Origin of the sequence: Brumicola blandensis, from assembly GCF_031846165.1 — a bacterium.
In the GTDB taxonomy this organism is placed as follows: domain Bacteria; phylum Pseudomonadota; class Gammaproteobacteria; order Enterobacterales; family Alteromonadaceae; genus Glaciecola; species Glaciecola blandensis.
The window spans coordinates 22,828-49,748 of the sequence record NZ_JAVRIE010000009.1 but is presented as its reverse complement, the minus strand read 5'-3'; the positions used below and the strand labels follow the sequence as shown (position 1 = coordinate 49,748).

The 26,921-nt window shown below is 41.2% G+C and carries 27 protein-coding genes; 7 read left to right on the top strand and 20 right to left on the bottom strand.

From position 1 onward, the window contains the following. Positions 1-54: 54 nt before the first annotated feature. The 13 genes from RM544_RS17155 to rpmH form a co-directional block, all read right to left on the bottom strand. Positions 55-966, bottom strand: a complete 912-nt coding sequence (locus RM544_RS17155) for a ParB/RepB/Spo0J family partition protein (protein ID WP_311363050.1) — start codon at positions 964-966, stop codon at positions 55-57. Positions 967-1,013: 47 nt separating this feature from the next. After that, positions 1,014-1,781, bottom strand: coding sequence for a ParA family protein (locus RM544_RS17150; RefSeq protein WP_311363049.1), 768 nt, complete (start codon positions 1,779-1,781; stop codon positions 1,014-1,016). A gap of 92 nt (positions 1,782-1,873) precedes the next feature. Further along, positions 1,874-2,518, bottom strand: coding sequence for a 16S rRNA (guanine(527)-N(7))-methyltransferase RsmG (gene rsmG, locus RM544_RS17145; RefSeq protein WP_311363048.1), 645 nt, complete (start codon positions 2,516-2,518; stop codon positions 1,874-1,876). After that, entirely contained in the window at positions 2,518-4,419 is a 1,902-nt protein-coding gene (mnmG, locus tag RM544_RS17140) for a tRNA uridine-5-carboxymethylaminomethyl(34) synthesis enzyme MnmG (RefSeq protein ID WP_311363047.1), read from the bottom strand. Before mnmG ends, rsmG begins: the two co-directional genes overlap by 1 nt. Before the next feature lie 664 nt (positions 4,420-5,083). Then, positions 5,084-5,902: a DnaA ATPase domain-containing protein gene (locus tag RM544_RS17135; protein WP_311363046.1), complete on the bottom strand. Its 819-nt coding sequence runs from the start codon at positions 5,900-5,902 to the stop codon at positions 5,084-5,086. Beyond that, entirely contained in the window at positions 5,899-6,549 is a 651-nt protein-coding gene (locus RM544_RS17130; RefSeq protein ID WP_311363045.1) for a DnaT-like ssDNA-binding domain-containing protein, read from the bottom strand. The genes RM544_RS17135 and RM544_RS17130 overlap by 4 nt, the downstream gene beginning before the upstream one ends. A gap of 13 nt (positions 6,550-6,562) precedes the next feature. Beyond that, positions 6,563-7,021 carry a flavodoxin domain-containing protein gene (locus tag RM544_RS17125; protein WP_311363044.1) on the bottom strand — a complete coding sequence of 153 codons (459 nt, stop codon included), beginning with the start codon at positions 7,019-7,021 and terminating at the stop codon, positions 6,563-6,565. A 9-nt stretch (positions 7,022-7,030) separates the two neighbouring features. Next, a complete protein-coding gene (gene mnmE, locus RM544_RS17120; protein ID WP_311363043.1) occupies positions 7,031-8,416 on the bottom strand; it encodes a tRNA uridine-5-carboxymethylaminomethyl(34) synthesis GTPase MnmE in 1,386 nt (461 codons plus the stop codon). 29 nt (positions 8,417-8,445) lie between these two features. After that, a complete protein-coding gene (locus RM544_RS17115; protein ID WP_311363042.1) occupies positions 8,446-8,928 on the bottom strand; it encodes a YajQ family cyclic di-GMP-binding protein in 483 nt (160 codons plus the stop codon). A 204-nt stretch (positions 8,929-9,132) separates the two neighbouring features. Next, positions 9,133-10,839: a membrane protein insertase YidC gene (yidC, locus tag RM544_RS17110; RefSeq protein ID WP_311363041.1), complete on the bottom strand. Its 1,707-nt coding sequence runs from the start codon at positions 10,837-10,839 to the stop codon at positions 9,133-9,135. Positions 10,840-10,846: 7 nt separating this feature from the next. Beyond that, positions 10,847-11,083, bottom strand: a complete 237-nt coding sequence (gene yidD / locus RM544_RS17105) for a membrane protein insertion efficiency factor YidD (RefSeq protein WP_311363062.1) — start codon at positions 11,081-11,083, stop codon at positions 10,847-10,849. A 59-nt stretch (positions 11,084-11,142) separates the two neighbouring features. Beyond that, positions 11,143-11,472 carry a ribonuclease P protein component gene (gene rnpA / locus RM544_RS17100; protein WP_311363040.1) on the bottom strand — a complete coding sequence of 110 codons (330 nt, stop codon included), beginning with the start codon at positions 11,470-11,472 and terminating at the stop codon, positions 11,143-11,145. A 58-nt stretch (positions 11,473-11,530) separates the two neighbouring features. Continuing rightward, entirely contained in the window at positions 11,531-11,665 is a 135-nt protein-coding gene (gene rpmH / locus RM544_RS17095) for a 50S ribosomal protein L34 (RefSeq protein WP_014110684.1), read from the bottom strand. 466 nt (positions 11,666-12,131) lie between these two features. On the opposite strand from rpmH, the gene dnaA reads away from it, so the two are divergent. From dnaA to gyrB, 4 genes are read left to right on the top strand one after another with little or no spacing between them, the layout of a single operon-like run. Beyond that, on the top strand, positions 12,132-13,841 hold the full coding sequence (gene dnaA / locus RM544_RS17090) for a chromosomal replication initiator protein DnaA (RefSeq protein ID WP_311363039.1): 1,710 nt from the start codon (positions 12,132-12,134) through the stop codon (positions 13,839-13,841). Between the two features lie 21 nt (positions 13,842-13,862). Next, a complete protein-coding gene (gene dnaN / locus RM544_RS17085) occupies positions 13,863-14,966 on the top strand; it encodes a DNA polymerase III subunit beta (protein ID WP_311363038.1) in 1,104 nt (367 codons plus the stop codon). Between the two features lie 33 nt (positions 14,967-14,999). Further along, positions 15,000-16,100: a DNA replication/repair protein RecF gene (recF, locus tag RM544_RS17080; protein WP_311363037.1), complete on the top strand. Its 1,101-nt coding sequence runs from the start codon at positions 15,000-15,002 to the stop codon at positions 16,098-16,100. 3 nt (positions 16,101-16,103) lie between these two features. After that, the gene (gene gyrB, locus RM544_RS17075; RefSeq protein WP_311363036.1) at positions 16,104-18,518 is read left to right on the top strand and encodes a DNA topoisomerase (ATP-hydrolyzing) subunit B; all 2,415 of its coding nucleotides are present in this window, start codon (positions 16,104-16,106) and stop codon (positions 18,516-18,518) included. 165 nt (positions 18,519-18,683) lie between these two features. Here the strand turns inward: gyrB and RM544_RS17070 are convergent, their stop codons facing one another. From RM544_RS17070 to glyQ, 3 genes are read right to left on the bottom strand one after another with little or no spacing between them, the layout of a single operon-like run. Then, on the bottom strand, positions 18,684-19,136 hold the full coding sequence (locus RM544_RS17070; protein ID WP_311363035.1) for an early set domain-containing protein: 453 nt from the start codon (positions 19,134-19,136) through the stop codon (positions 18,684-18,686). Positions 19,137-19,153: 17 nt separating this feature from the next. Beyond that, on the bottom strand, positions 19,154-21,232 hold the full coding sequence (gene glyS, locus RM544_RS17065; protein WP_311363034.1) for a glycine--tRNA ligase subunit beta: 2,079 nt from the start codon (positions 21,230-21,232) through the stop codon (positions 19,154-19,156). A gap of 2 nt (positions 21,233-21,234) precedes the next feature. Further along, entirely contained in the window at positions 21,235-22,173 is a 939-nt protein-coding gene (gene glyQ / locus RM544_RS17060) for a glycine--tRNA ligase subunit alpha (protein ID WP_311363033.1), read from the bottom strand. A 212-nt stretch (positions 22,174-22,385) separates the two neighbouring features. Between glyQ and RM544_RS17055 the strand changes: the two genes are divergently transcribed. After that, positions 22,386-23,048 carry a DNA-3-methyladenine glycosylase I gene (locus tag RM544_RS17055; RefSeq protein WP_311363032.1) on the top strand — a complete coding sequence of 221 codons (663 nt, stop codon included), beginning with the start codon at positions 22,386-22,388 and terminating at the stop codon, positions 23,046-23,048. Positions 23,049-23,063: 15 nt separating this feature from the next. On the opposite strand, the gene RM544_RS17050 is transcribed toward RM544_RS17055, so the two are convergent. The 3 genes from RM544_RS17050 to RM544_RS17040 all read right to left on the bottom strand — a co-directional run bounded on the left by RM544_RS17050 (position 23,064) and on the right by RM544_RS17040 (position 25,236). After that, positions 23,064-23,519 (bottom strand): DUF2489 domain-containing protein, encoded by a 456-nt coding sequence (locus tag RM544_RS17050; RefSeq protein WP_311363031.1) that lies wholly within the window; start codon positions 23,517-23,519, stop codon positions 23,064-23,066. 8 nt (positions 23,520-23,527) lie between these two features. Further along, on the bottom strand, positions 23,528-24,022 hold the full coding sequence (yihI, locus tag RM544_RS17045) for a Der GTPase-activating protein YihI (RefSeq protein ID WP_311363030.1): 495 nt from the start codon (positions 24,020-24,022) through the stop codon (positions 23,528-23,530). A gap of 590 nt (positions 24,023-24,612) precedes the next feature. Continuing rightward, positions 24,613-25,236 (bottom strand): c-type cytochrome, encoded by a 624-nt coding sequence (locus tag RM544_RS17040; RefSeq protein ID WP_311363029.1) that lies wholly within the window; start codon positions 25,234-25,236, stop codon positions 24,613-24,615. A 286-nt stretch (positions 25,237-25,522) separates the two neighbouring features. On the opposite strand from RM544_RS17040, the gene RM544_RS17685 reads away from it, so the two are divergent. Beyond that, positions 25,523-25,732, top strand: coding sequence for a diguanylate cyclase domain-containing protein (locus RM544_RS17685; protein WP_409220105.1), 210 nt, complete (start codon positions 25,523-25,525; stop codon positions 25,730-25,732). A 135-nt stretch (positions 25,733-25,867) separates the two neighbouring features. Then, positions 25,868-26,497 carry a ribosome biogenesis GTP-binding protein YihA/YsxC gene (gene yihA / locus RM544_RS17035; protein ID WP_311363028.1) on the top strand — a complete coding sequence of 210 codons (630 nt, stop codon included), beginning with the start codon at positions 25,868-25,870 and terminating at the stop codon, positions 26,495-26,497. 205 nt (positions 26,498-26,702) lie between these two features. Here the strand turns inward: yihA and RM544_RS17030 are convergent, their stop codons facing one another. Continuing rightward, a complete protein-coding gene (locus tag RM544_RS17030; RefSeq protein ID WP_311363027.1) occupies positions 26,703-26,855 on the bottom strand; it encodes a hypothetical protein in 153 nt (50 codons plus the stop codon). Between the last annotated feature and the right edge of the window lie 66 nt (positions 26,856-26,921).

Below are 26,921 nucleotides of genomic sequence, written 5' to 3'. Positions count from 1 at the left end.
CAATTTATGTCTTTAACTAAACGAATGAAAATAAAGCCGACGCTAACATCAGTTTTAACTTTCGTTTAAACGCATTTTTTCGAGAATACCATCTAGCTGCTCTAAATCACCAAAATTGATAACTACCTTTCCTTTACCTTTTTGGTTATGCGCAATTTGAACATGCGTACCAAAGTTTTCCGACAAGGTCGTTTCCAATCGTTTTACATCAGGATCGATTTTCGCTTCAGGTTTCTGATTAGCATCAGCTGGATTATTCAGTTCGTGTTGCGTTTTCTTCACCAAATTCTCAGTTTCACGAACAGTGAGTGCTTTGTCGGCGACTAACTTGGCGGTATCAGATTGAACATCACCATCGAGTGCCAAAAGTGCCCGAGCATGACCCATATCTATATCGCCATACTCTAATAGTCGCTTCACATCTTCCTGCAAAGAATTTAGTCGTAGTAAATTTGTCACGGTAGTACGAGATTTACCAACAGCATCGGCCACTTGTTGATGAGTTAGGTTGAACTCAATCATCAATCGGTCTAGCGCTTGTGCCTCTTCCATCGCATTCAAGTCTTCACGTTGAATATTTTCAATTAAGGCAATGGCAACGGCGGCTTCATCTGGAACAGATTTTACCAAACAAGGGATTTCATCTAATTTCGCCAGCTGGGCTGCTCGCCAACGTCGCTCACCTGCAATGATTTCGTATTTTTCATTCGCTATTTGGCGCACAACAATCGGCTGGATGATCCCTTGTGAACGAATTGACGCTGCCAATTCTTCCAAGGCTTCCGGTGACATGTCTTTTCGAGGTTGATACTTACCCGGTTGCATAAACTCTATTGGTAAGGTTTTTAATTCATTTTGTTCTGGCGCGTCGTCAGCAGATCCTTGCTTCTCTTTGTCAGCGTGGCTACGACTTGTGGCTAGTAAGGCATCGAGTCCACGACCTAGCCCTTTATTTTTTGGAGACATCCTCAATTCAACCTTTTTTCTCAATGACCTGAGTCATTTAATAATTTCTATTTGTTTCGTCTACGCAAGATTTCTCCGGCTAGCGCTAAATAAGCTTTGGCGCCCGTCGAAGATTTATCATAATACATGGATGGTACGCCATGGCTCGGTGCTTCAGCTAAACGCACGTTTCTTGGAATAACCGTTCGGTAAACTTGGTCGCCAAAGTGGCGTTTAAGTTGTTCAGATACATCATTTGCCAGACGGTTACGTGGGTCATACATGGTACGAAGTACGCCCTCTATTTTAAGATTTGGATTGACCACAGACGCAAGTTTTTCAATGGTATCCATCAACGCTGTTACACCTTCAAGCGCGTAATATTCACATTGCATTGGCACTAATACTGAATCAGAAGCAGCCAAAGCATTCACGGTAAGTTGGTTTAGGGAAGGTGGACAATCTATAAAAATATAATCATATTTGTCTTGGATAGATTCAAGTGCTTTGCGCAAGCGAAGTTCACGGGCAAACACTTCCATCAATTTAATTTCAGCCGCAGTAACATCTGCGTTACCTGCAATAAGGTGATATTTACCCGTAGTTTCGGTAATGATCACGTCTTCAACGGGAACATCATCGATTAATAACTCGTAGCAGGTATTTTCCACATCGTATTTATCAACACCACTACCCATCGTAGCATTGCCTTGAGGATCAAGATCAATCAGTAAAACACGTCTTTTCGTTGCCGCCATTGATGCAGCTACGTTTACCGCAGTGGTTGTTTTACCAACACCGCCTTTCTGATTTGCAATTGAGATGACTTTCGCCACGATAAATTCCGTTTGTTATTGATTCAATACTACTGTGAATTATTCTATTTCACATTACTGTGCTTTGTTTCTGGTACCTTACTTTTCGTGCCCTAAGAAGGCACTTTCTTCACTTTCACAAGGTGACGCTCACCTTCTAAAGTTGGAACGTTAAGGTTGATACAATCTACCACTGTAAAGCCTGTAGGAATTTCGTCAAGTTCAAGTTTATCGACTTGCCCTTTTAATGCTAAGAACTGGCCCTTATCATCAGTCAAATTTTGACACCAATTCAGCATATCCGAGAGGGATGCGAAGGCTCTGCTCAATACACCATCAAGTGGTTTATCCAGTTCGACATCTTCAACTCGCGTTTGCAATGCAGTCACATTGTCTATTTTTAGTTCATACACGCTTTGTTTAATAAAACGCACACGTTTACCCAAACTGTCGATCAGCAAAAATGTTTTCTCAGGATTCATGATGGCCAATGGGATCCCCGGTAAACCCGGACCTGTTCCAACATCAGCAAAATCACTACCTTCAAGATAAGGCGACACCACAATAGAATCGAAAATATGTTTGACCAACATTTCTTGAGGATCGCGGACAGAAGTTAAGTTATAAGCCTTGTTCCACTTGTTGATAAGCAGCACGTATTGGATTAATTGCTCGCGTTGCCGCTCAGAAACATCAAAATTCAATGAGGATGCGATGCGCTTAAACGACACTTCTAATTCAGAAAACAAAGGATCCATTAGGCTGTCTTTTGCTCTGATTTAAACAACATATTATGCTTTTTCAAATAGACCAATAGCAAAGAAATGGCGGCTGGTGTAATACCTGAAATCCTTGATGCTTTACCGATTGTTTCGGGACGTGCATCTTTAAGCTTCGCCACAACTTCATTTGATAAACCTGAAATTTGTGAAAAGTCGAAATCAACAGGTAATACCGTATTCTCATGCCGTAGTGTTTTTGCAATTTCTTCTTTCTGACGCTCAATGTAACCGGCGTACTTAATTTGGATCTCAACTTGTTCAGCTGCTTTCGGGTCGCTCAAGGCGGGTCCAAAGTTTTCAATACCTACCAGTTTGTCGTAAGTCATTTCCGGACGACGAATCAATTCTTCCAAGGAGTGCTCGCGACTAATAGGGGTTTTCAACATTGCATTGAGTTCATCCAAAGAATCATGTTTCAAATGTACCCATTGAGATCTCAAACGTTGTTTTTCTAGCTCAATACTATTCATTTTTTGCTCAAAATACGCCCAACGTTCATCGTCAACTAAACCAATCTTTCTACCTTTCTCGGTTAAACGAACATCTGCGTTGTCTTCACGTAACAAGAGGCGGTATTCCGCACGACTCGTAAACATGCGATACGGTTCTTTGGTACCCATGGTCGCTAAATCATCAATCAATACACCAATGTAGGCTTCGTCACGGCGTAGTTCAAAACCGTCTTTTTCCTGACATTGCAAAGCTGCGTTTGCGCCGGCAATCAAGCCTTGAGCACCCGCTTCTTCGTAGCCGGTTGTGCCGTTGATTTGACCAGCAAAGAACAAACCATCGATGAATTTAGTTTCAAGTGTTTGTTTCAAATCGCGTGGATCAAAGAAATCATATTCAATAGCGTAACCTGGACGAATAATATGCGCGTTTTCAAAACCATTGATTGAACGAACTAGCGCCATTTGAATATCAAATGGCAAACTTGTCGAAATACCATTTGGATATACTTCAACGCTGTTCAAACCCTCTGGTTCAACAAATATCTGGTGCGAATTTTTATCCGCAAAACGCATAATTTTATCTTCAATAGACGGGCAATACCGTGGACCAACACCTTCAATCACACCGGTGTACATTGGTGAACGATCTAAACCTGAACGAATAATATCGTGCGTTTTATCGTTGGTATGTGTGATGTAGCACGGTATTTGTCGAGGATGGTCTTCCACTTTCCCCATGAATGAAAATACTGGTAATGGGGTATCGCCTGGTTGCGCCTGCATTTTTGAATAATCCAGTGTACGCGTGTCTAAACGAGCAGGCGTACCGGTTTTTAATCTATCCACTCTAAAGGGAAGTGCACGCAAACGGTCTGCTAATGCGATAGAAGGTGGATCACCAGCACGACCACCCTTGTAATTTTCCATGCCTATATGAATCGTCCCACCCAGGAAAGTCCCTACAGTGATAACGACTGTTTTGGCCCTAAACTTCAACCCCATTTGGGTAACAACACCAAGAACGCGATCATTTTCAACAATGAGATCGTCACAAGACTGTTGGAAAAGGGTTAGGTTTTCTTGGTTTTCTAGCAGTTCACGCACTGCCATTCGATACAAACTTCTATCTGCTTGTGCTCTAGTTGCACGAACGGCAGGACCTTTGCTTGAGTTCAAGGTTCTAAATTGTATACCAGCTTTATCAGTGGCTTTGGCCATTACGCCACCAAGCGCGTCTATCTCTTTTACAAGATGGCCTTTGCCTATCCCTCCAATAGCGGGATTACATGACATTTGTCCTAGCGTTTCGATGCTATGGGTTAGCAATAATGTTTTCGCACCCATTCGGGCAGCTGCAGTTGCCGCTTCGGTTCCTGCATGACCACCACCAACAACAATGACATCAAAATCTTGCTGATAAAACATGTGTGACTGCCTCAATTGAGTTTAGCTTGTAACAAAATTAGGTTCTAACATCTGAGTAAGGCTTTTTGTTTGATAAAACCGAATGATTTTATGTTCAAGCATTACTGTTAAATCTGTATTTACGCCCTTTAAAAAAGGGGGCGCATATATTATACGAGTTTGTGCCAATTTGAAATGTTTATTAATTAATCAGAGAAAGAGAGCTTTGTTATTAATTTGCTCTTTTTATCTTTTAAAATGCTTTTTAAAAAAAGGTTTAAAAAATCTAAATTTGTCTAAATGTGAATTGCTATTAATTAAAGAGATCTTAGATATATAGATTATTATTACTATTATTAAGCAAGCCATTTTCTGTTGATAAGCCATTTTTATATATAATTTTTAGATACTTACGTGACTTAAAAGTATGTGAATAAGCAGGTGTAAGATCGGTATATGATTGGTATAACCAGTGCTTTTATCCACAGGCGAAAAATGTCAAAAAACTGTTCAGTGTGAAAACAGATCTTTTGGACAGGTTTTGATCGATCTTATTCACAATACTTAGGAACAGGTGTGCAATATGTGTATAACTTGTTTATATAAGCAAAAAATAACAAAAAAAAGGGGTCAGAGTTAATTAAAAAGTAACTCTGACCCCTTTTTGGTTTTCTTTTAAAAAGCGCTAGCGGATTTGATTGGGTTGGTACTGACTTGTGCTGCTGCTTGGCTCTGCTTGGTCAGGCACGACTTGTTTACGACGACTGGGGCCTTGGAATCTTACCTTATAGGTATCGTATTCTTTGATTGATTCAAAACAGTAAGGGCCTAGTGCACTCTCAAGTTCTTTTAAGTTGTGATTAGTGATCATAATACAGTTCTTATTGTTCACTAAGCGTTGACGCAAAAGATTACCTAACCAGCTCTGCGTATTCTTTTTAAGCATGCTTTGGTTCACACACACTTCATCAAGAATCAGTAAATCAACCTCTTGAAGTTGGCGATTTATTTCTCTGAATTTTTCTGGAGCATTATCACTTGATTGATAATCATAGGACGAGAAACGCATTTCAAGCAGTGTTTGTAGCTGACGGTACAAAACCGTGGTTTCATACTGTTCTATCAACTGGTGCGCAATGGCGCCCGCAATATGCGATTTTCCGCGCCCATAGTCGCCATAGAAAATCATCATATGTGCGCTGCTGTTCCGCCAACTCGGATCGGCGTGAGCGGCAATAAATGATTTCGCTATGTTAATTGCTTCAACCACATCCGGTGCATCCTCAACCAGGTTGTGAAATGTCCATTTAGGGTTAAGCTCAGATTTACCATGGATGTGTTGCACGCGCTGTTGGCGTGTCTCAATCTGTAACTTTTGAATATCTTGATTGGCGAGACGATCGAACTCTTCACGCCGTTGTTGATAATCGAACATTGCTTCTTTCTCAGGGTCTTTGCCCAAGGATCTGGCAAGTTCATTTATCCTATCATTCAAGCTTTTCATTGTTTTCCACTATATTTTTCGACAAGTTTTTTAACGTTATCATCAGTCTCTAAGGCTGCTTGTGGTGTTATCCACTGATGACCAACTTTGGTTTGTTCTTTGCTCACTGGCTGTCGCTGACGGCGCAATTTCAAATTGAGCACAAATTTTTGTGTCCATTGATATTGTGTAAATTGTTTTTCAGGATAGCCTAACCAGTAAGCAATGTATTCCCCTATTTCATCTGCAGAATACCCTTTATCAATAACACCAACAAGCTGGCATATCTGATTGAATAAGTCCGGGTCTGGTCGCCATTCTATACTCATTTTACCAAAGCCTTGATGATGCTCATTACTAGGCGGTCTCAATTCTTTGCTTATCTTTAAAGGAAGGGTAATTTCTTGTTGGTTTAGACTAAGTTTAAACGATTGCTCATCTGTTATTGAAACTAGGCCTACATGGGATAATTCTTTTAATAGAGAATTAAACTGGCGTCCAAGCTGCACAACCTCTTCTTTGTTGTTGAGTAAATGCATCATGTCTTTATAAGAAATAGTTACGCTGCCAGTTTTGGCGTCACTTTTAGGCGCAAGACAAACACAATACAACGCGCGAGCATTGTTACTCAATGGCAGTTGTAGGGCATCTAGTTCCAAGCTATTCATTGCTTAAGTCCATTCATGGATTTGCACTATCAGTATTGTCACTCAATGAAGGTACAAGTTCAGTAAACCACTCTACAGCGGTGTCTTCCGGTATAGGATGATGTAATACGTCAATATGAAGTGCAGGCGCGAGTAAGGTGGCTTGTTGTTGAGTCAGGATTTCTTCCATGGTCATTGCAGCACCACAATAGGTATCATAAGAACTGTCACCCAAACCGACAATCAATGATTTAACACGGCTCAGATCACTCGTTTTTAGTGCAGCCGCAAACTTCTCTATATTCTCGGGCAGATCACCTGCGCCATGAGTAGAAGTGCAAATAAACAAAATATTATCCGTGTTTAGATCGTCTATTGAAGGTTCAAAAAAACACGTGGCAGTATGACCTGCTTCTTCTATACTGGCTTGCAAAGCTTCCGCTACGTATTCTGCCGCACCTAACACCGAGCCAACCATAATATCAAAATGCATAGCTAATCCTTATTTACCAATACAAAAGGAAGAAAATATCTTACCGAGTAAATCATCCGAGCTGAACTCTCCGGTTATTTCACTTAAGTGTTGTTGAGCAATACGCAACTCTTCCGCCAGTAGTTCGCCTGCCATATTATCTTCAAGTTGTGATTTACCCAGTTGAATGTGTTCGTCAGCCAACTGCAATGCCAGTATATGGCGTTGACGGGCGATAACCTGGTCTTCACCTGCTTGCTCAAAGCCCATACATTCTTTGAGATGGTCACGAAGAATGTCGATGCCTTGCTGCTGCTTAGCAGATAAGCGCAGCACGGGGTAGGTCGATGAAGATTCAATGCCGATCTGTTCACCGCTTTCATCGCACTTATTTCTGATCACGCTGATGTTCGCGTCAGCAGGCAATCGTGCATAGAACTCGGGCCAGATATCACTGGGTTGGTCGGCTTTTTCATCTTTGCTATCAACCATAAATAATATACGGTCTGCTTTCTCAATTTCTTGCCAGGCGCGTTCGATACCGATTTTTTCGACTTCATCAACGCTATCGCGTAATCCAGCGGTATCAATAATGTGCAAGGGCATGCCGTCTATATGAATATGTTCTTTAAGCACATCGCGAGTGGTTCCGGCAATATCCGTCACAATAGCAGAGTCTTTACCTGATAAAGCATTGAGCAGGCTAGATTTACCGGCATTGGGTCTACCGACAATCACCACTGACATGCCATCACGAAGTAAACTACCTTGTTTAGCTTGGTGCTTAATTTTATCGAGTTGGTCACAAATTAACTGCAAGTCGCCCTGTACCTTACCATCACTTAGAAAGTCGATTTCTTCTTCTGGAAAATCAATGGCAGCTTCAACGTACATACGCAGGTGAATGAGTTGGTCAACGAGCAAATTGATTTGATCTGAAAATTCACCTTGCAAAGATTTCAGTGCACTTTTCGCTGCTTGCTTCGATGTTGCGTTAATGAGATCGGCAATAGCTTCAGCTTGAGTCAGATCCAATTTATCGTTCAAGAATGCCTGTTCTGAAAATTCACCAGGACGAGCTAAGCGCACATCGCCAGTAGCAACACAAGCGTCGAGTAGGAGTTCCATGACAACTTGTCCGCCATGGCCTTGTAGTTCTAGTACGTCTTCCCCGGTGAAGGAGTTAGGTGCTTTGAAAAACAAGGCTATCCCTTGGTCGATGACATTGCTGTTGCCATCTTTAAAAGGTAAATAGGCAGCTTGGCGAACCTGAGGACAATGACCTAGTAATTTTTCAGCAATCATAGCCGCTTTCGGACCGGATACTCGCACAATCCCAACACCACCGCGTCCAGGCGCAGTTGCTTGGGCTGCAATGGTTTCTTTGCCAAGAGAGTGTGAGTTGTCTACGTGCATATCAATTTGGCCCTTAGCAGCTGTGCTAGTTAGTCGCGGAAGTTATTAAATTGTAGTGGCTGGCCAAGATCTTCTTGTTTCAGCATCGCCATAACCGCTTGAAGATCATCTCTCTTCTTACCAGTAACGCGAAGCTGCTCACCTTGGATAGCCGCTTGTACCTTCAATTTCTTATCTTTGATCAGCTTGACTATTTTCTTAGCTGTGGCTTGATCGATTCCTTGTTTGAAACCAACGGTCTGGCGATGTGTTCTGCCAGTAATGTCACTGTCATTACGATCCATAGCCGAGGTATCAACGCCTCTTTTTACTAAGCAGTTGCGTAGAATATCCATCATTTGTTTGAGTTGAAAATCACCCTCCGCAGTCATAACAACGGTACTGTCTTTAAATTCAAACGACGCTTCTACATTTCGAAAATCAAAACGAGTACTCAGTTCGCGAGTCGCGTTTTCGGTAGCATTGCGTACTTCTTCTTCGTTTAGTTCTGAAACGATATCAAATGAAGGCATGTATCTTTCCTTTTTATAGTCTGTTAACAAAGCAATGTTTTGCTTTCTTGCAGTGAATGATCAAATCAACACTCACTGCTAAATAGAGGCAATAACGTGCTTAGCGTATATTGCATCTGCTTATTGTACGATATTGTAATGTATTAAGAAAAACAAAACCCGCAATTGCGGGCTTTGAAGTTCATTGAGAATAACAAAAGGACATTAGCCTTTGGCGCTAATCCCGCGTTTCTCCATTGAAGCGTATATCAACTTCGCTTGAACCAAGGTGATTAAGTTACTGATCAACCAGTACAATACCAAACCAGCTGGGAAGAAGAAGAAGAATATACTCATAGCAACTGGCATATAAGTCATGATCTTCTGTTGCAAAGGATCAGTGATAGTCATTGGCTGCAAACGTTGTAATAAGAACATGCTGGCGCCAGTGAGAATTGGCAATACATAGTAAGGGTCAGCAACAGACAAATCGGTGATCCAGAAAATGAAATCTGCATGACGCAATTCAACACTTTCAAGGAGTACCCAATACAAAGCGAGGAAGATTGGCATTTGTAGAAGAAGAGGGAAACAACCACCCATTGGGTTTACTTTCTCTTTCTTATACATTTCCATCATTGCTTGTGACATTTTCTGACGGTCATCACCAAAACGTTCTTTTAACTGAGCCATTTTTGGTTGCAGATTACGCATTTTAGCCATTGATTCATATTGCTTCTTGGTCAACCAATACATGGCGCCTTTTACAACAATAGTCACACAGATAATCGCTAAGCCCCAGTTGATTACAATGCCTTGTATCCAAGTAAGTAATGCGAAAAGAGGTTGCGATAACCACCAAAGAATACCGTAGTCGACGGTGTAGTCTAAACCACGTGCAATCTCAGCGAGTTTACTTTGTGTCTTTGGACCAACATATAATCGGGCAGATAATTGACCTTCGCTGTTCGCTTGAACCGTGATAGGTTCGCCTGTAAAGCCAATGATACCGAAATTATTATCAACGATACGCGTACTTAAGGTATTATTTTCTTCTTGAGGTGGAACCCAAGCACTCACAAAGTAATGCTCGATCATGCCAACCCAACCACCTTGTGTGGTGATGGCAATTTTTTCGTCTTGGAAATCGCCGAAGTTAATCTTTTCGTAAATATCATCAGCAGTAGAATATGTACCGCCACGATAGATCGGCATGAACATACTACCGCCTTCTTGGTCGAGGGTAGTTTGTTTCAATTGAGCGAATTGCGACATAGTTGCTGGCGCACCCGTATTGTTGATAATGTCATAATTAACATCAATAACATGGGCATCACGTGTAAAAACGAAGGTTTTTGTGATGGTCAGGCCATCAGCAGACGTCCAAGTCAGCGGCACGTTTAGTGTATCGCCTGTCATTTCAAAGCTGCTGCTACTTGTTGTATAAGAAGGACGGCCTAAGGGACTTGCATCTGGACCTTGTGCACCAACCAAACCACTTTGCGCAATGTGCAAACGAGCCAGATCAGGTTTAAGTAATTCGTATGAATCGTCTGAGTCTTGTGTGACTGGATATTTAACAAGGTCGGCACGCACAACGTCACCGCCAGTGAGGTCAATGGTAAGACTGAGAGTATCAGTATTTACAGTGACGAAACGCTCAGTGTTGGTGGTTTGCATTTCAGTAACTTGTGGTACAACGCTTGGCGAACTCGGAATATCAGTTGCACTTGCTGTGTTACTTCCAGTAGGCACGGAACTATTGACACTTCCAGTATTGGCAGAAGGTACGCTTGGGATACCTTGGTCAGCAACAGTTTGCGCTGCTGGCATAGTTGCTGGTTTTGGACCATAAGTATCTTGGTACTCAACCCACAATAAATAGCTAACTAAAAGAAAGCCAATAACTAAGAGACTTCGTTGGGATTCCATATTCTTCTCATTTTAAAGTTTGGTGTTTAGGTGTTGCATGTTTGTTTTTATTCGGCTCGGGAACGTAGTCAAAACCGCCAGGGTGTAAAGGATGACATTTAGAGATGCGCTTCATAGAAAGCCAAGTCCCTTTTACTAATCCATGTTGCTCAAGTGCCTGTTGGGCATAACAAGAACAAGTAGGGTGAAAACGACAGTTTTGCCCTAACATTGGAGATATGAGGACTTGATAACCTTTTATCAAGTAACGAAACGGCGCCGTCGCATATGCATTAGCAGTCGACGAGTTGTCATGCTTAGTGCTTATGTTGTTGGTTGTTCGCATCGTTTGCTTATCTTTCGCCATAATTTTTCTAGTTGTTCCGCTAAGGCTTTATTATCCATTTTGCCAATGCCGTGTTTAGCAATGACGATAATATCAACATTTGGTAGCTGATGTCTTTGTAAACGGAAGCTTTCTCGCACAATTCTTTTAATTTGATTGCGATCACTAGCATTCTTGACTTTCTTTTTAGGCACAGTAATACCAAGTCGAGCAGTGTCGAGTTCATTGTGTCTAGCTAGAATAGTGATGTGTTGAGAAACTGCGGGAATAGCGTCTTCGAAAACGAAGGAAAAATTTTTGGGAGTCAACAGACGTGACTCCCGGGGGAAAGCATAGTTTAGCTGTTTAATGTTGATTGCTCACACATTAAGCAGAAAGCTTAGCTCTTCCTTTTGCTCTGCGGTTAGCTAGTACTTTACGACCGTTTTTAGTGGCCATGCGAGCACGAAATCCGTGAGAGCGTTTACGCTTTAAATTACTTGGTTGAAAAGTTCTTTTCATGACCTAATCTCTACTTGTTTCAAATTAACGTTGAAGCATGAGTTTCAACTTTACTGAAACCTTGCTCTGAAATGGACGCGGAATAATAGAGATCATTATCTGTATTGTCAACGTTTATCGCGTTAAAAACGTTATTTTATTTAGTGTTCATACCAGATGTGTATAAAATTACATCATTCACCATATTTATCCACATTTCTTCATTAAAATATTGCATTTTGCTTCAGGTTTTGGCATGAAATATGCGTTTTATCTAAGTTAATAGGCGATAAAATGAGTAAATACAGGAGTTTATCCCCAGTTAAAAACTATATATAACAATGATTTAATAATATTAGTGTGGTTATATTGAAATAGACTAGAAGAAATCGCAATTATCTGTGGATAAATACCTCGAAATCCCATATTCTTACGGCCCTTTTTTGAAAGGGTTGAATTCAGACATTGCACATCGAGGAAATGAAAGTTGAGTATTAACTGGGAACATTGTTTGGAGCTGCTAAAGGAAGAACTTCCATCAGAGCAGTTCAATATGTGGTTGAAACCACTAGCTTCAGAGTTTACCGGTGAATCCCTTCATTTATATGCAACAAACCATTTCGTTCTAGATTGGGTCCGTGACAAGTATCACGGCATGATTACTGAAAGCCTCCGAACGCTTTATGGTCAAGATGCCCCAAACCTTGTAATTACAGTAAAAGCACCTGGGCAAGTAAGCGGTGGGTTTGGCGCTCATTCAGGGCAGAACGGCTCGATGAATAACAGAACTGGAAATAGCGCACCGAATCAAACAAATAATAGCGTGCAAAATTCACAAGCTAATGTGAATAACCAGTCAGAGCCAAACCAGCAGAATGGTAGTTCATCAGCTTCAACGCCAAATCCATTTTTAGCGAAACACAATAACCAGCAGAATCAGAATGTTAGTCAAGGCGCTAGTAATAGTGGACAATCTACGGCTCAGCAATCCGGCTCACAGCAGGCCAATGGCCAACAGCGAAGTGTGCAACAAAACGAGCCACAACAGAATTATCCCCAGGGTCAAATACACACTGGTGTGAATCACAATTTGCAACAAGAGCAATATCAGGGTGGGTCAAATTATTCCAATGGAATAGAATCAGGGAAGGCGCCCATTCCATTGCAGAGTGATCATAAAAGTAATGTAAATCCAGACTATACATTCGACAACTTTGTTGAGGGTAAATCGAATCAGTACGCTCGGGCTGCAGCAATTCAAGTAGCAAATAATCCTGGAAAGTCTTATAACCCGCTCTTTCTTTACGGTGGAACGGGTCTTGGTAAAACTCATTTAACTCAAGCTGTGGGTAATGGCATTTTAGCCAATAAACCAGATGCAAAGATTGTATACATGCATTCAGAACGGTTTGTTCAAGATATGGTAAAAGCGTTACAAAACAATGCGATAGAAGAATTTAAACGCTTTTATCGGTCAGTCGATGCGTTGCTAATAGATGATATTCAGTTTTTTGCTAACAAAGACCGTTCTCAAGAAGAATTTTTCCATACATTTAATGCGCTGTTAGAAGGTAATCAACAGATTATCCTAACATCAGATCGCTATCCAAAAGAGATAGATGGTGTTGAAGACAGGCTGAAGTCTAGATTCGGTTGGGGGCTGACAGTGGTTATCGAACCGCCCGAGCTAGAAACACGTGTGGCAATATTAATGCGAAAAGCGCTAGAGTTTAATATTCACCTGCCAAACGAAGTTGCATTCTTCATGGCTAAAAGACTGCGGTCTAACGTTCGTGAATTGGAAGGAGCGTTAAATAGGGTGATTGCCAACGCGAATTTTTCTGGCAGACCAATTACTATCGATTTTGTTCGAGATGCTTTGCGTGATTTACTTGCCTTACAGGACAAGTTAGTTACTATTGAGAACATACAAAAAACAGTCGCTGATTATTACAAAATAAAAGTAGCTGATATATTATCTAAAAGACGTAGCAGAAGTGTGGCAAGACCGAGGCAGGTTGCAATGGCGTTAGCAAAAGAGTTAACTAACCACAGCTTACCTGAAATCGGAAACGCGTTTGGCGGGCGAGACCACACAACCGTGATCCATGCTGTAAGAAAAGTTGATCAGTTGCGTAATGAAAGTCATGATATAAAAGAAGACTATAAAAACTTAATTCGTACACTTTCTTCATAATAATATTAACGAGAAGACAAAATGAAATTTACCATTAGCCGGGAAGGCTTTTTACAGCCACTTCAATTAGTTTCTGGCGCAGTAGAACGTCGTCATACTTTGCCAATTCTATCTAACGTCCTCATAAAAGTAAGTGAGGGGACACTTTGGCTGACGGGTACGGATTTAGAGGTCGAGCTAATTTCTAGTGTGAAATTATCGGGTTCTTTTACTGACGGTGAAATTACAGTTCCGGCTAAAAAATTGGTTGATATTATTCGCGGCTTGAACGACGAAAGTAATATCATTTTCGAAGTGGAAGAAAATAAAGCGATTATAAAATCAGGTCGTGGTAAATACACATTATCAACCTTGTCTGCTAGCGATTATCCAAACCTGGAAGACTGGGAAGGTGAAGTTGAATTTGAAGTTCAGCAGTCTGATCTGAAAAACTTGATTGAACGTGTGCATTTCTCGATGGCGCAGCAAGATGTACGTTATTATCTGAACGGTATGAGTTTAGAAACTGAAGAGCACTTAGTGAGAACGGTGGCAACAGACGGACATCGTCTAGCTCTGTCGACATTAACTTATGAAGCAGCATCGTTGCCAGCTCGCCAAGTCATCATTCCTCGCAAGGGCGTACTAGAAATCATTCGCTTGATTGAAGACAACGATACCTTAGTAAAAGTGCAAATTGGTAGTAACCATATTCGTATTTTCTCAAGCGCGTTTATCTTTACGAGTAAATTGGTTGATGGTCGTTTCCCAGACTACAGAAGAGTCTTACCAAAAGATTCTGATAAAGCCGTTTGGTCTTCTAGAGATTTATTAAAAGCAGCTTTCTCTCGCGCAATGATCTTGTCAAACGAGAAGTTCAAAGGTGTTCGTTTAAATCTAGCGTCAAGTGAGCTAAAAATTACGGCGAACAACCCTGAGCAAGAACAGGCTGAAGAAGTGGTCGATGTCAATTACGAAGGTGAGGAGTTGGAAATCGGCTTCAACGTTGCTTATCTAATTGACGTAATGAATGTGTTGAATTCAGAAAATGTAATCTTTAATTTGTCTGATTCAAATGCCAGTGCATTAATTCATGCCGAGGGCGATGAGTCAGCTTTGTACGTTATCATGCCAATGCGTCTGTAGTTAAAAAGATACTAAGGCCGCAATCGACCTTTTATGCATCTATCCTTTTTGCAACTTGATCAATTTAGAAATTTCGGTCAAGTTGCATTCACTCCCTGTCAATCTCTCAATATCATTCATGGTGCTAATGGTGCCGGCAAATCTTCTCTATTAGAAGCAATTCACCTCCTAGGGTTTGGACGTTCATTTAGAACTAGTCGACAAAATTCAGTTGTTAAACAAGGTATGAGTGGTGCCACTGTATTTAGTCGGTTGGTTGACGACGAAGGTATAGAAAACAAAATCGGTTGTACTAGACACAAAAGCGACGGCTTTGAGTTTAGTCTCAATGGACAAAGAACAAAGAAACTTTCTGATATCGTTCGAAAGATTCCAATGCAAATATTTACGCCTCAAAGTAGCGATCTGATAATTGGCTCACCTTTGTTAAGACGCAGATTTGTTGATTGGGCACTGTTTCACGTGGAACATGGTTTCTCCGACTTAAGTTCAGCATATACAAAAACGCTCTCTCATCGAAACGCAATGCTAAGAAAGCATGCTAACAATGGGATCGCCATAGATGCCCAGCAGATGGATTATTGGACAGAAGCACTGTGTAACTACGGAAATAGACTTACAATCGCAAGAGAAAGCTATTTGGAGGCTATAAATGCAGAAGTAGTTGCACTTTATAGTCAATTTATGCCTGAGTTCAAGATAGAAGTAAGGTATAATAGCGGTTGGGAAAAAGGGAGTTCTCTTGCTGATTCTCTCAGGCAAAAATACTCTCGTGATTTGCAATATGGATACACAACAGTTGGACCTCACAAAGGCGATATCAAATTTTCAGTAAATGGATATAGTGCAGCTGAAAACTTAAGTAGAGGCCAGCTAAGAATATTAGTGTCGATATTGCAAATTGCACAAATGAAGTTGTTCTCGTCGTTGGTAAATAAATCCACTATCTATTTAGTGGATGATATTGCAGCTGAGTTAGATGAAAAAACGAGAGCCTATTTTTTAGATTTGATTCTTGAAACAAACACGCAAGTTTTTGTAACAGCTATTGAGTCTTCGCAATTCAAATTCACAAATAAATATAATGATAAAAAAGTGTTTCACGTGGAACATGACCAAGTGAACGAGGAGTAACAAATGTCAGAACAGAATTACGATTCTTCCAGTATTAAAGTCCTAAAAGGACTCGATGCCGTTCGAAAACGTCCAGGTATGTACATCGGTGATACCGATGACGGTACTGGTTTGCATCACATGGTGTTTGAGGTTGTTGATAATTCAATTGATGAGGCATTGGCTGGACACTGTAAAGACATCGTAATCAAAATTCATTCTGATGGCTCTGTATCCGTAAGTGATGATGGCCGTGGTATTCCTACTGAAATTCACGAAGAAGAGGGTGTATCAGCTGCTGAAGTTATTATGACAGTGCTTCATGCTGGCGGTAAGTTCGATGACAATTCTTATAAAGTGTCAGGTGGCTTACACGGCGTTGGTGTTTCGGTTGTAAACGCATTATCTAAAAAGTTAACTATCAATATCAGAAGACAAGGTCGTGTTCACGAACAGGAATACGACATGGGTGTTCCCGTTGCACCGCTGTCTGAAACTGGCGATACGACTCAAACAGGAACAACTATTCGCTTCTGGCCAAGCGAGGAAACGTTCAGTGACGTTGAATTCCACTATGACATATTGGCAAAGCGTGTTCGTGAACTATCTTTCTTGAACTCAGGTGTTTCTATCATACTGGAAGATGAGCGTGACGGCAGAAGAGACCACTTCCATTATGAAGGTGGCATTAGAGCATTCGTAGAATACCTCAACACGAATAAAAGCGTTGTACACCAGAAGGCATTCTATTTTGACCTGGAGCGTGAAGATGGAATCTCAGTCGAAGTGGCAATGCAATGGAACGATGGATTCCAAGAAAATATTTTTTGTTTTACCAACAACATTCCTCAAAGAGATGGCGGAACGCACTTAGCTGGTTTCCGCGGTGCATTAACAAGAACCTTGAATAACTACATGGAAAAAGAGGGCCTTGCTAAAAAGCACAAAACCAACGCAAGTGGTGATGATGCACGTGAAGGTTTAACTGCGGTTATTTCAGTTAAAGTACCTGACCCTAAGTTTTCATCACAAACAAAAGATAAGTTAGTTTCAAGTGAAGTGAAGTCTGCAGTAGAAAGTGCTATGGGTGAACACCTGACAGACTACTTAGCTGAAAACCCAAATGAAGCTAAAATAATCGTAAATAAAATCATTGATGCTGCCCGAGCACGTGAAGCTGCGCGAAAAGCACGTGAAATGACACGTCGTAAAGGGGCTTTAGATTTAGCTGGGCTTCCAGGTAAGCTTGCTGATTGCCAAGAGAAAGATCCCGCGTTATCTGAACTCTATATAGTGGAGGGTGATTCTGCGGGCGGTTCTGCTAAGCAAGGCAGAAACCGTAAGAACCAAGCTATTCTTCCTTTGAAAGGTAAGATTCTAAACGTAGAGAAAGCGCGATTTGATAAAATGCTTTCATCTCAAGAAGTGGCAACACTGATCACCGCCTTAGGCTGCGGTATCGGCCGAGATGAATACGACCCAGAAAAACTTCGTTACCACAGCATCATTATAATGACCGATGCGGACGTCGATGGTTCACACATCAGAACCTTGCTATTAACGTTCTTCTTCCGTCAAATGCCTGAGATGATCGAACGTGGTCACATTTATATTGCACAGCCACCGCTCTATAAAATCAAGAAGGGTAAACAAGAGCAATACTTAAAAGATGATGAGGCATATAACAATCTCATTACTTCAATTGCAATTGATGGCGCGAGTTTGCATATCAACGCAGAAGCGCCACCAATCAAAGAACTTGCTTTAGAAAATATGGTGAAGCTGTATCAATCTACCCAAGTCATGATCAGTAGAATGCACCGCAGAATGCCGGTTTCTATTTTAAAAACCTTCATTTATCTTGATGTAATGACAAAGGAAACCTTGGCTGACAAAACCAAATTGTCCGCCGTTGGTGATGCTTTAATTGCTCGATTGGCTACTTCAGAAGATGATGGTCAAAGCTTTACTTTCAACATCAACGCGACTGAAAATGGCTTGAATGAGCTTGAAATTGTAATGAAGATGCATGGTATCGATTACACTTATACAATAGGTGAAAGCTTTGTTGAAAGTGCTGAGTATCAAAAAATTCGTACATTGAATGAAACAATCAATGGCTTGATGGAGGAGGGTTCATATATCAAACGTGGTGAGAAAGAACTTGCGGTTGAAACCTTTGAAGAAGCACTTGCTTGGTTAGTTAAAGAAGCTGAACGTGGCCAATACAAACAGCGTTATAAAGGTCTGGGCGAAATGAACCCAGAGCAACTTTGGGAGACCACAATGGATCCTGACTCAAGACGTATGCTACAAGTGAAAATTGAAGATGCGATTAGTGCAGATCAATTGTTTACGACATTAATGGGTGACCATGTTGAACCCCGTCGTGACTTTATCGAATCTAATGCATTGAATGTTGAAAACTTAGATGTATAGAACATAAAATGGCAAATGAGCAAAAACCAGGTAACGTACTGCTATTTGGTTTTTGCACAAAAATCTAAGCTATTGATAAGTAATAAAAAAGGCGCTAATTAGCGCCTTTTTTATATCCAAATTTTTGTACTAGTGCTAAACACTTTTCAGACTTACGAAATCGGACTAAACCTCAACGCGCCTAACACTCAACTCTGGCCCATCGTTATCGGAAATATCGAACGTAAATTCAAAAAAGCCGGTCTCGGATGGCACAAACTGAATGTTTTGACTGGTTTCTTCGCATACTAGCTCTACGTCATCATTTAATTCAATTTGCTCTGGTTCATATTCAAAGCCACAATTGAATTCTGGTGTCCAACTACCATCAGCGACTTTAAAGTCGTAGGGCTGACCATCAGCGATCAGTTCAATGGTCAGTGAGTAGGTGTAATCGTCAATGCGCTGCAACTTAAACTGTTCTGTAGCTTCCCACCAGCTAAAGATACCGCGCAGATACATATCTTGATAATTCTTGTCTGGCGTGAAGCTGATCAAGTCTCTTGCCGAGCGCGATGAGCATGCACTAAGTGCCGCTATGCATGTCAATACTAACAGCGCTTTTGCTTGAAATTTCATTTAACTCCTACCTCTTCTTATACTGACAGCAAAGACACATCAGCAACTGATAAAAACAACTGACGAGCCTTACCGACTAATGCGACTCTGTTCGCTTTTACTTTTTCGTCTTCTGCCATAATCATGACATCATCGAAAAAAGCGTTTAATGGTGTTTTTAATACACTTAACGCGCTAAGCAGTTCAGTGTAATCAAGATTTGCAATTAAGCGCTCAGAATCGCTCTGTGCGGCTTTTAATGCTTCGAACAATGCTGTTTCAGCTGTCTCTTCAAATAAATTCGTCTTGATATCAGGAAGGGCGCTAATATCTACATTATTTTTATTAAGTATGTTACCCACACGTTTATTCGCGGCAACCAAATCTGATGCACTTTCTAATGCTTTAAATTGATTCACTGCGTGCACTCTAGAGTTGAAATCAACGGCGGTAGCAGGTTTCTGCGTCATTACCGCAGACACAACATCACCCGATATGCCTTGGTCTTGATAAAAAGGTTTAAAACGATCAAGCAAGAAGGTATTTACTTGTTCTGCTGTGTCTCTATTAGACAACTTGTTGCCATAAATCACGACCACCGCATTCACTAGGTCTACTAGGTTCAGACTCAACTTGTATTCTACTAATATACGCAAAATCCCAATAGCTGAGCGTCTTAGTGCAAAGGGGTCTTTGTCACCTTTCGGTAATTTTCCAATACCAAAAATACCCACTAGGGTATCAAGCTTCTCTGCTAGCGATAATATGTAACCTGCTTCTGAGCTTGGCAACTTGTCACCAGCAAAGCGAGGTAAGTATTGCTCTTCAATTGCTAGGGCTGTTTCAGCACTCTCACCATCATGTATAGCGTAGTGGTGACCCATAATGCCTTGAACACTTGGAAACTCCATGACCATCTCACACAACAAGTCCGCTTTTGATAACTCTGCTGCGCGAGAAACATGAGTATCGCTCACACCTAAACTAGCGGCGATAGATTGGCTAATTGCGATTAGACGATTTGTTTTATCTGCAACTGTTCCTAAGTCTTTTTGGAATAATACGGTAGAGAGTCGTTCTGCCTTTTTAGCGAGTGTGGTTTTCTTGTCTGTTTCAAAGAAGAACTTGGCATCGGCTAAACGGGGACGAATAACCTTTTGGTTTCCTTCGATAACTTGAATAGGGTCTTTGCTTTCGATATTCGACACAAATAAGAAGGTTGATGAGAGCTGGCCGTCGTGATCAAGCAAAGGCACATACTTTTGATCATCCTTCATCGTATATATAAGTGCTTCTTTTGGTACGTCTAAGAATTCTTCTCCAAACTTCGCATCTAAGATCACCGGCCATTCTACTAGCGATGATATCTCTTCTAATAAACTTTGATCGTAGTCTGGACTTAGGCCTAACTCTTTCGCTCTCGCTAATAAGCCTTTTTCGATAGTGCTGACACGCTCGTCATAATTAGCAACGACATACTGTTTCTTTAAAGCCGATGCATAGTTATCAGCATGATCTAAAGTAAAACGACGTTCACCGTGGAAGCGGTGACCAGAAAGTACATTAGCTGCATCTAAACCGAATAAACGAACCGGCAATACGGTGTCGCCAAACATGACACATAAGGTGTGAACAGGGCGGATAAACTCCGCGCTTGAATCGCCCCAACGCATAGGCTTTGGTATAGGTAGTTTCTTCAATACACTTTGCAGCAAATCTTGTAATACAGCTTCGAGCGCTTTGCCCTTAACTTGAGCAACATGCAGTAGCCATTCGCCTTTGTCTGTTTTTAGGCGCGATGCATCAGCAACGTCAATACCATTACCTTTTGCCCAACCTTGTGCTGCTCTCGTCGGATTACCATCAGCATCAAATGCAGCAGAAACAGCAGGTCCACGCTTTTCAACTTCTGAATCAGCTTGCTGACCTTCACATTGCTTAACAATGACTGCCAGCCTGCGCGGTGCGGCAAAAGCTTCAATGCTGTCGAATTCAAAACCCGCTTTGCTCAATTCTTCTTGGATATTTTGTGTAAAACTAGCGGATAAGTTCTTCAACGCTTTCGGTGGCAATTCTTCAGTGCCTAATTCAATCAATAGGTTTTGTTTTGTTGTCATGATTAAGCCTCCTTGCTCTGTGCGCTGGTATTATTGTCTTTGGTATTTTGACATAAGGGGAAACCTAGTGCTTCACGTGAAGCGTAATACATTTCCGCACAGGCTTTTGCGAGTGTTCTGACTCGAAGAATGTATCTTTGACGCTCGGTAACCGAAATAGCATGTCGTGCGTCTAGCAAATTAAAGGCATGTGAGGCCTTCATTACTTGCTCATAAGCTGGCAATGGTAGTTCTGCTTCAATCAGTTTGTTACTGGCTTTTTCGCACTCATCGAACGTTTGAAATAAAAAGTCTACGTCGGCATGTTCAAAGTTATAAGCTGATTGTTCTTTTTCATTTTGTAGGAAAACATCACCATAGGTGACTTTACCCATCGGTCCGTCGGTCCACACTAGGTCATAAATGCTATCGACGCCTTGGATATACATCGCGAGCCTTTCTAGGCCGTAAGTGATTTCGCCGGTAACCGGTTTGCACTCTAAACCACCTACTTGCTGGAAATACGTAAACTGGGTGACTTCCATTCCGTTTAGCCACACTTCCCAACCTAAGCCCCATGCACCTAATGTGGGTGATTCCCAGTTATCTTCAACAAAGCGGATATCATGCACAAGCGGATCAAAGCCAAGCATTTCTAAAGAGCCTAAGTACAACTCTTGAATGTTGTCAGGGGAGGGCTTTAGCATTACCTGAAACTGATAATAATGTTGCAGTCTATTTGGGTTCTCACCATAGCGACCATCAGTTGGACGTCGGCAAGGCTGAACGTAAGCACTGCTAATTGGCTCTGGGCCTAATGAACGAAGAAATGTCATTGGGTGGAATGTGCCTGCGCCTACTTCCATGTCCAATGGTTGAATAATAACGCATCCTTGTGATGCCCAGTAATCTTGCAATGCAAGGATAAGACCTTGAAAAGTCTTGCTGTCATATTTCTGCATAATTGCTACGTTCTTCTTTACCCAGTATGTTAGTTCGTAAGTGAGCTTCGCCAAAAGTGAATGCGCGCTGCCTGCTCTCGAGTGCCTAATTTTGAAATAATTAAAACTTTCCAAAAAGGTGCGATAGTATACCGTCTAGCATAGGTAATTGGTAACCCTGTACCTTGATAAATGGGCGATAAGCATTAAAAAAAGCGTAAAAAGGAAGTCAAATGTCTAAATTATTGGATGCGTTAAACAATACTGTCTCCACTAGCAGCGTGAATTGTGCTTGGACAACAGAAGATCCGCTTTACGTTGAATACCATAATAATGCTTGGGGCAGGCCTGTACTAGATAGCCAAGAGTTGTTTGCTAAATTATGTTTAGACGGTCAGCAGGCTGGCTTAAGTTGGTTAACTATTCTGAAAAAGCAGCGCACATATGAACAGGCCTATGCAAATTTTAATCCGCAGACTGTAAGCCGTTTTACGCAGGATGATGTTGATAGCTTAATGCTTAACACTGGAATTGTACGTAACAAACTTAAAATCCAGTCAGTGATTAAAAACGCCAAAGGCTTCTTAGAGATTGAGAAAGAGATGCCGTTTAATCAATTCATTTGGCAATTTACTCAGTTTCAAATTGTTCAGAACAAGTGGCAAGACAGGAAGCAAGTGCCCACAACAAGTCAACAATCAGATGCGATGTCGAAGGCGCTGAAAAGCGCTGGATTTAGCTTTGTAGGAAGCACTATCTGTTACGCATTTATGCAAGCAGTTGGCATGGTCAATGACCATTTAGTGTCATGCCCTTGCCATGCCGCAATTACTCACCCCTCTCAACATGTGAAGATGCAACTTAGCTGTTTAGCTGCTAAGGCAAAAGCGAATTAAGCGACCTGTCTATCTTTAGGCTGCTTTATTCGGGTCAAATACTCTGAGGCGAACGAGCTCTTCTTGAATTCCGCTTTCGGCTTCACTTTCAAACTGCTCTCGCTCTTTATCTTGGGCACGACGTTCTTGTTTTGATAAAGCGTTCCTTGCTTCGTGCGTAGGATAAACATTCACCTGATGAAACAACTTATGAATGGCTGGGTATTCCTTAGAGTAATCTGGAATATTTTCGATTGGTAGGCTTTCTAGCAAGCGGCAAACCCGAATTGCACCCTCAGAATAATCACACTGCTGTTGCTGCATCGCAAACGCAATGGTTTGAATACTTTGCACCATTGATTTTGTGCGCTTGTCACGCGCCGCTTTTTGTCTTTCATTCTGCCGTTTCAATAAGAACAGCAATTTACCAGCATACAGGCCAAGCACAACAATGACTGCTGCGCCGACCACGCCTAAAATAATATCAATCATGAATCTACTTAGTCTTTGAAGTCGTCCATACTAATTGCGTCTAAACCCTGAAGTGGATCAGTTTCTTCTTCACTTTCGTCTTCAAGATCAATGCCGAGCATCGCGCAAAGTGTTTTATGTCGAGCTAATTTTGTGTCGACGTAGCTTTGTTCCATCTTCGTTAAGGCCTTATTTTCTGCCTTGTCTAAGAGACTTTGTAGTTTGTCATCGGCTTCAATCGCATCTAATTCGTGCTGCGGCGTTTTATATTTTATTTTTGGCGCTGTCGTTTTAACAATGCCCGGGTTTTTATGACGTAACAGGTCAATAGGCTCTTTACTACCAATACGACTATCTTTCTTTTCTTTGCTTGCAGCTTCTTGCTTGGTTTCAATCACAGAGTTGCGTGTCCCTGGCTTGTTGCCTTTTTTCTTACGCACTCGATCCGAAGGCGTCCTTACGATTGGGATACTGGACTTTGGAATACCAATTTGTCCGACTTTTCTGGATTTTTTCTTCGCCATTTGATTCTCTTTGTTGGTCTATCTTAGTGCAGCTGAGCATGAAAACTGCTCGCTATTTGGGTGCAGTATAACTCAGCCCTAGTGTGGGTTGATAAAAGTATTTGGAAAAATTTTTTATAAGTGGGGAATTTATTTCTAATTGCTCGGTCTATTAAAGTGTAGATTGTTGATTAGTTGCGATAATTTACTTTATATCCTAGTTGAGTGTGTGTCCTTTCAAAGCTCAGTATTTCTATTATCCTTGGGAATACTGAGTCTAGAAAGAAAAAAGGTGATAGCCAAAGCTATCACCTTAATTTAATGAGTGTCTAATGACACCTCTCCCGTATCAGCACATCATGTGCTTTGTTGTTCTAAATGTTACTTTTCACTTTTTATTGTTGTTCACGAAATAGTAACGAACTTTGTTCTAGGTCTTCCTGACGCTTTATTATTATTGTGCTTTTATTATTATTGTTTTTAGCATTTATTCTTTTTATCAACGAACAGCCTGTGCCTAGGGCGCTGTGCTGTTAATTGAAGATGTGGAGATAATACGCTAAAAAATATTATTTACAACTTTTTTACAAATATTATTTCCACTTTTTTAATTAGTGTAAGCCGCCCAGATACTTAGCTAAAGTATCAATCTCTTCATCGGTCAATTTTGCAGCAATATCACGCATCATTCCATTCAAATCGTTAGCACGACTACCGTCTCTGAACATTTTTAGTTGTGACGCGGTGTAATCGGCATGCTGACCACTAATGACTGGGAAACCAGCTAAGCCCATTCCTTTACCATCTGGACCATGACAAGCAATACATGCTGTTAAACCTTTTTCAGCATCACCACCACGATACAGTTTTTCACCTGCTTCGATAACGTCTTCTGGTGTTGTACCTGCTTTTAAGTCCTGGCTTGAAAAATAGGCTGCTAAGTCAGCAATATCTTGATCCGATAAACCTGCCGCCATGCCATTCATAACAGCATTGTTACGACCTTCTTTACCGCCGGTGCGCGACGCTAAACGAAATTCTGTGAGTTGTTTTGCTAAATAACCTTCATGCTGTCCTGCAATTTTAGGATTCATAGCAATTGCGCTATTACCGTCAGTACCATGACAGGCAGAACAAGTTAAGGATTTTGCTTTCCCCGCTTCTGCATCGCCTTGAGCGAATGCTGCGGTGGATAATCCTAAAGTTAAACAAACAAGCAAACCTAGTTTTTTCATACATAATCTCTTTGTGCGTGTGATTAGCAATGTTAACTCAAATATAATTGAGATCGTCGTATTGTACACAAATACTAGCTGAAAAAAACTGTTCCAAGCGTTTTAAGGCATTTAAATCAATGATTGCTCAGGTTTTTACGCAAATATTTTGTGACACTAACGCTGTCGACGGCAATTCGTTACGCTTTTTATCGGCCGTCACTTCATTTCAATAAGGTATCTATTGCTATTTTGCAAGGTTTGGCGATGATGAGTTCGTGATGTTGCTACCAAATTGCAATAAGAAATCCGCTCAGCAGAAAATAATCGATATAAAGAGGCAATTAGTCAGCTTCAACTAAGCTTTGAAAAAGATGGTAAAGAAAGGATACTGACTGCTAGCTTTGGTATTGGCACATTATCATCCAATCAAGACATGACCTCAGAAACTCTATTCGACTTGGCAGACAAAGCGCTTTTTAGAGCAAAGAAAGCCGGTCGTAACTCCTGGGCATAAGCGTATTATTACTCGCTACGCTATAAAAACATTTAAAGATAGGTGCATCATTTCTCTTTGTTTTTAGTTACAATGCGCGTGTGTTTATTAGCACACCTTAACTCTATCTTTTACCCATTATCAAAAAGCGAAATCATGTCTTACTTTACCAAAGCCTCATTTTTAACTAGTGCCCCTAGTATTCAGCACCTCAGCACAACTGACGGTATGGAAGTGGCCTTTGCTGGACGTTCAAATGCAGGTAAATCAAGTGCGTTGAATCGACTCACTCGTCAAAAAAGCTTGGCCAGAACAAGTAAAACGCCAGGTCGTACACAACTGATCAACATGTTTGAACTGGATGAGCAACGTCGTTTAGTTGATTTACCGGGTTATGGGTATGCGAAAGTCCCCTTAGAAATGAAGTTAAAGTGGCAAAAATCATTGGCGGAATACCTTCAGAAGCGAGAATGCTTAAAAGGCTTAGTCGTATTGATGGATATTCGCCACCCATTGAAAGACCTCGACCAAGAGTTAATTCACTGGGCGGTAGAGGTTAACTTGCCTGTTCTTATCTTATTAACCAAGGCTGACAAGTTAAAATCAGGTCGTCGAAAAGCGCAAACGCTCATGGTCAGAGAGGCGTCCTTAGCCTTCATGGGCGACGTGACGGTTCACGCGTTTTCATCACTTAAGGGGTTTGGCGTTCCCGAACTTGAAAAGGTCTTGTTTAAATGGTTAGAACTAGAAAAGCCTACAGCCACGGAAGAGGAACCTGGCGTTTAGTCCACGCTTGCTCTGCATAGACGCCTAAAGAGCGCAAAGTAAAAGACCGACAAAGAGAAGCGCAGTCTAATAAAAGCCCAGATAAAGAAAAGCCCCGTCAAAACGACAGGGCCAATATTTGGGGAGAACAACACAATCATAAAATCAGACTGGCTCTTGTGTGATTAGTTCAGATTAATTTCTATTTCTTTCATTTTTATCGTTCCTAACCTTCATCTTCAATCTGCACAGAATAATATTCAAGTAACATATCACCTAGTGGATCGTGATGAACTGCACTTTTTACTCCATGCATCAAGGCTTTATCTGCCAGCGTCATCAGGCGATAGTGTAATCTTTCTGAGTGCGGTATTTCCATGAGTATCCTACTAAACACTTTACTGACTCGATCTTACAGCATATTGTTAAGGTAAAACTGCAATAT

Coding starts and splice junctions, on each gene's coding strand:
- mnmG (WP_311363047.1), bottom strand. CDS start 4,419: ATGTTTTATCAGCAAGATTTTGATGTCATTGTTGTTGGTGGTGGTCAT.
- RM544_RS17030 (WP_311363027.1), bottom strand. CDS start 26,855: ATGGAAATACCGCACTCAGAAAGATTACACTATCGCCTGATGACGCTG.
- rpmH (WP_014110684.1), bottom strand. CDS start 11,665: ATGAAAAGAACTTTTCAACCAAGTAATTTAAAGCGTAAACGCTCTCAC.
- RM544_RS17055 (WP_311363032.1), top strand. CDS start 22,386: ATGTCTAAATTATTGGATGCGTTAAACAATACTGTCTCCACTAGCAGC.
- glyS (WP_311363034.1), bottom strand. CDS start 21,232: ATGACAACAAAACAAAACCTATTGATTGAATTAGGCACTGAAGAATTG.
- mnmE (WP_311363043.1), bottom strand. CDS start 8,416: ATGCACGTAGACAACTCACACTCTCTTGGCAAAGAAACCATTGCAGCC.
- RM544_RS17115 (WP_311363042.1), bottom strand. CDS start 8,928: ATGCCTTCATTTGATATCGTTTCAGAACTAAACGAAGAAGAAGTACGC.
- RM544_RS17070 (WP_311363035.1), bottom strand. CDS start 19,136: ATGAAATTTCAAGCAAAAGCGCTGTTAGTATTGACATGCATAGCGGCA.
- yihA (WP_311363028.1), top strand. CDS start 25,868: ATGTCTTACTTTACCAAAGCCTCATTTTTAACTAGTGCCCCTAGTATT.
- RM544_RS17135 (WP_311363046.1), bottom strand. CDS start 5,902: ATGAAAAGCTTGAATGATAGGATAAATGAACTTGCCAGATCCTTGGGC.
- RM544_RS17130 (WP_311363045.1), bottom strand. CDS start 6,549: ATGAATAGCTTGGAACTAGATGCCCTACAACTGCCATTGAGTAACAAT.
- RM544_RS17040 (WP_311363029.1), bottom strand. CDS start 25,236: ATGAAAAAACTAGGTTTGCTTGTTTGTTTAACTTTAGGATTATCCACC.
- RM544_RS17155 (WP_311363050.1), bottom strand. CDS start 966: ATGTCTCCAAAAAATAAAGGGCTAGGTCGTGGACTCGATGCCTTACTA.
- rsmG (WP_311363048.1), bottom strand. CDS start 2,518: ATGGATCCTTTGTTTTCTGAATTAGAAGTGTCGTTTAAGCGCATCGCA.
- yidC (WP_311363041.1), bottom strand. CDS start 10,839: ATGGAATCCCAACGAAGTCTCTTAGTTATTGGCTTTCTTTTAGTTAGC.
- yihI (WP_311363030.1), bottom strand. CDS start 24,022: ATGGCGAAGAAAAAATCCAGAAAAGTCGGACAAATTGGTATTCCAAAG.
- dnaN (WP_311363038.1), top strand. CDS start 13,863: ATGAAATTTACCATTAGCCGGGAAGGCTTTTTACAGCCACTTCAATTA.
- RM544_RS17050 (WP_311363031.1), bottom strand. CDS start 23,519: ATGATTGATATTATTTTAGGCGTGGTCGGCGCAGCAGTCATTGTTGTG.
- gyrB (WP_311363036.1), top strand. CDS start 16,104: ATGTCAGAACAGAATTACGATTCTTCCAGTATTAAAGTCCTAAAAGGA.
- RM544_RS17125 (WP_311363044.1), bottom strand. CDS start 7,021: ATGCATTTTGATATTATGGTTGGCTCGGTGTTAGGTGCGGCAGAATAC.
- recF (WP_311363037.1), top strand. CDS start 15,000: ATGCATCTATCCTTTTTGCAACTTGATCAATTTAGAAATTTCGGTCAA.
- glyQ (WP_311363033.1), bottom strand. CDS start 22,173: ATGCAGAAATATGACAGCAAGACTTTTCAAGGTCTTATCCTTGCATTG.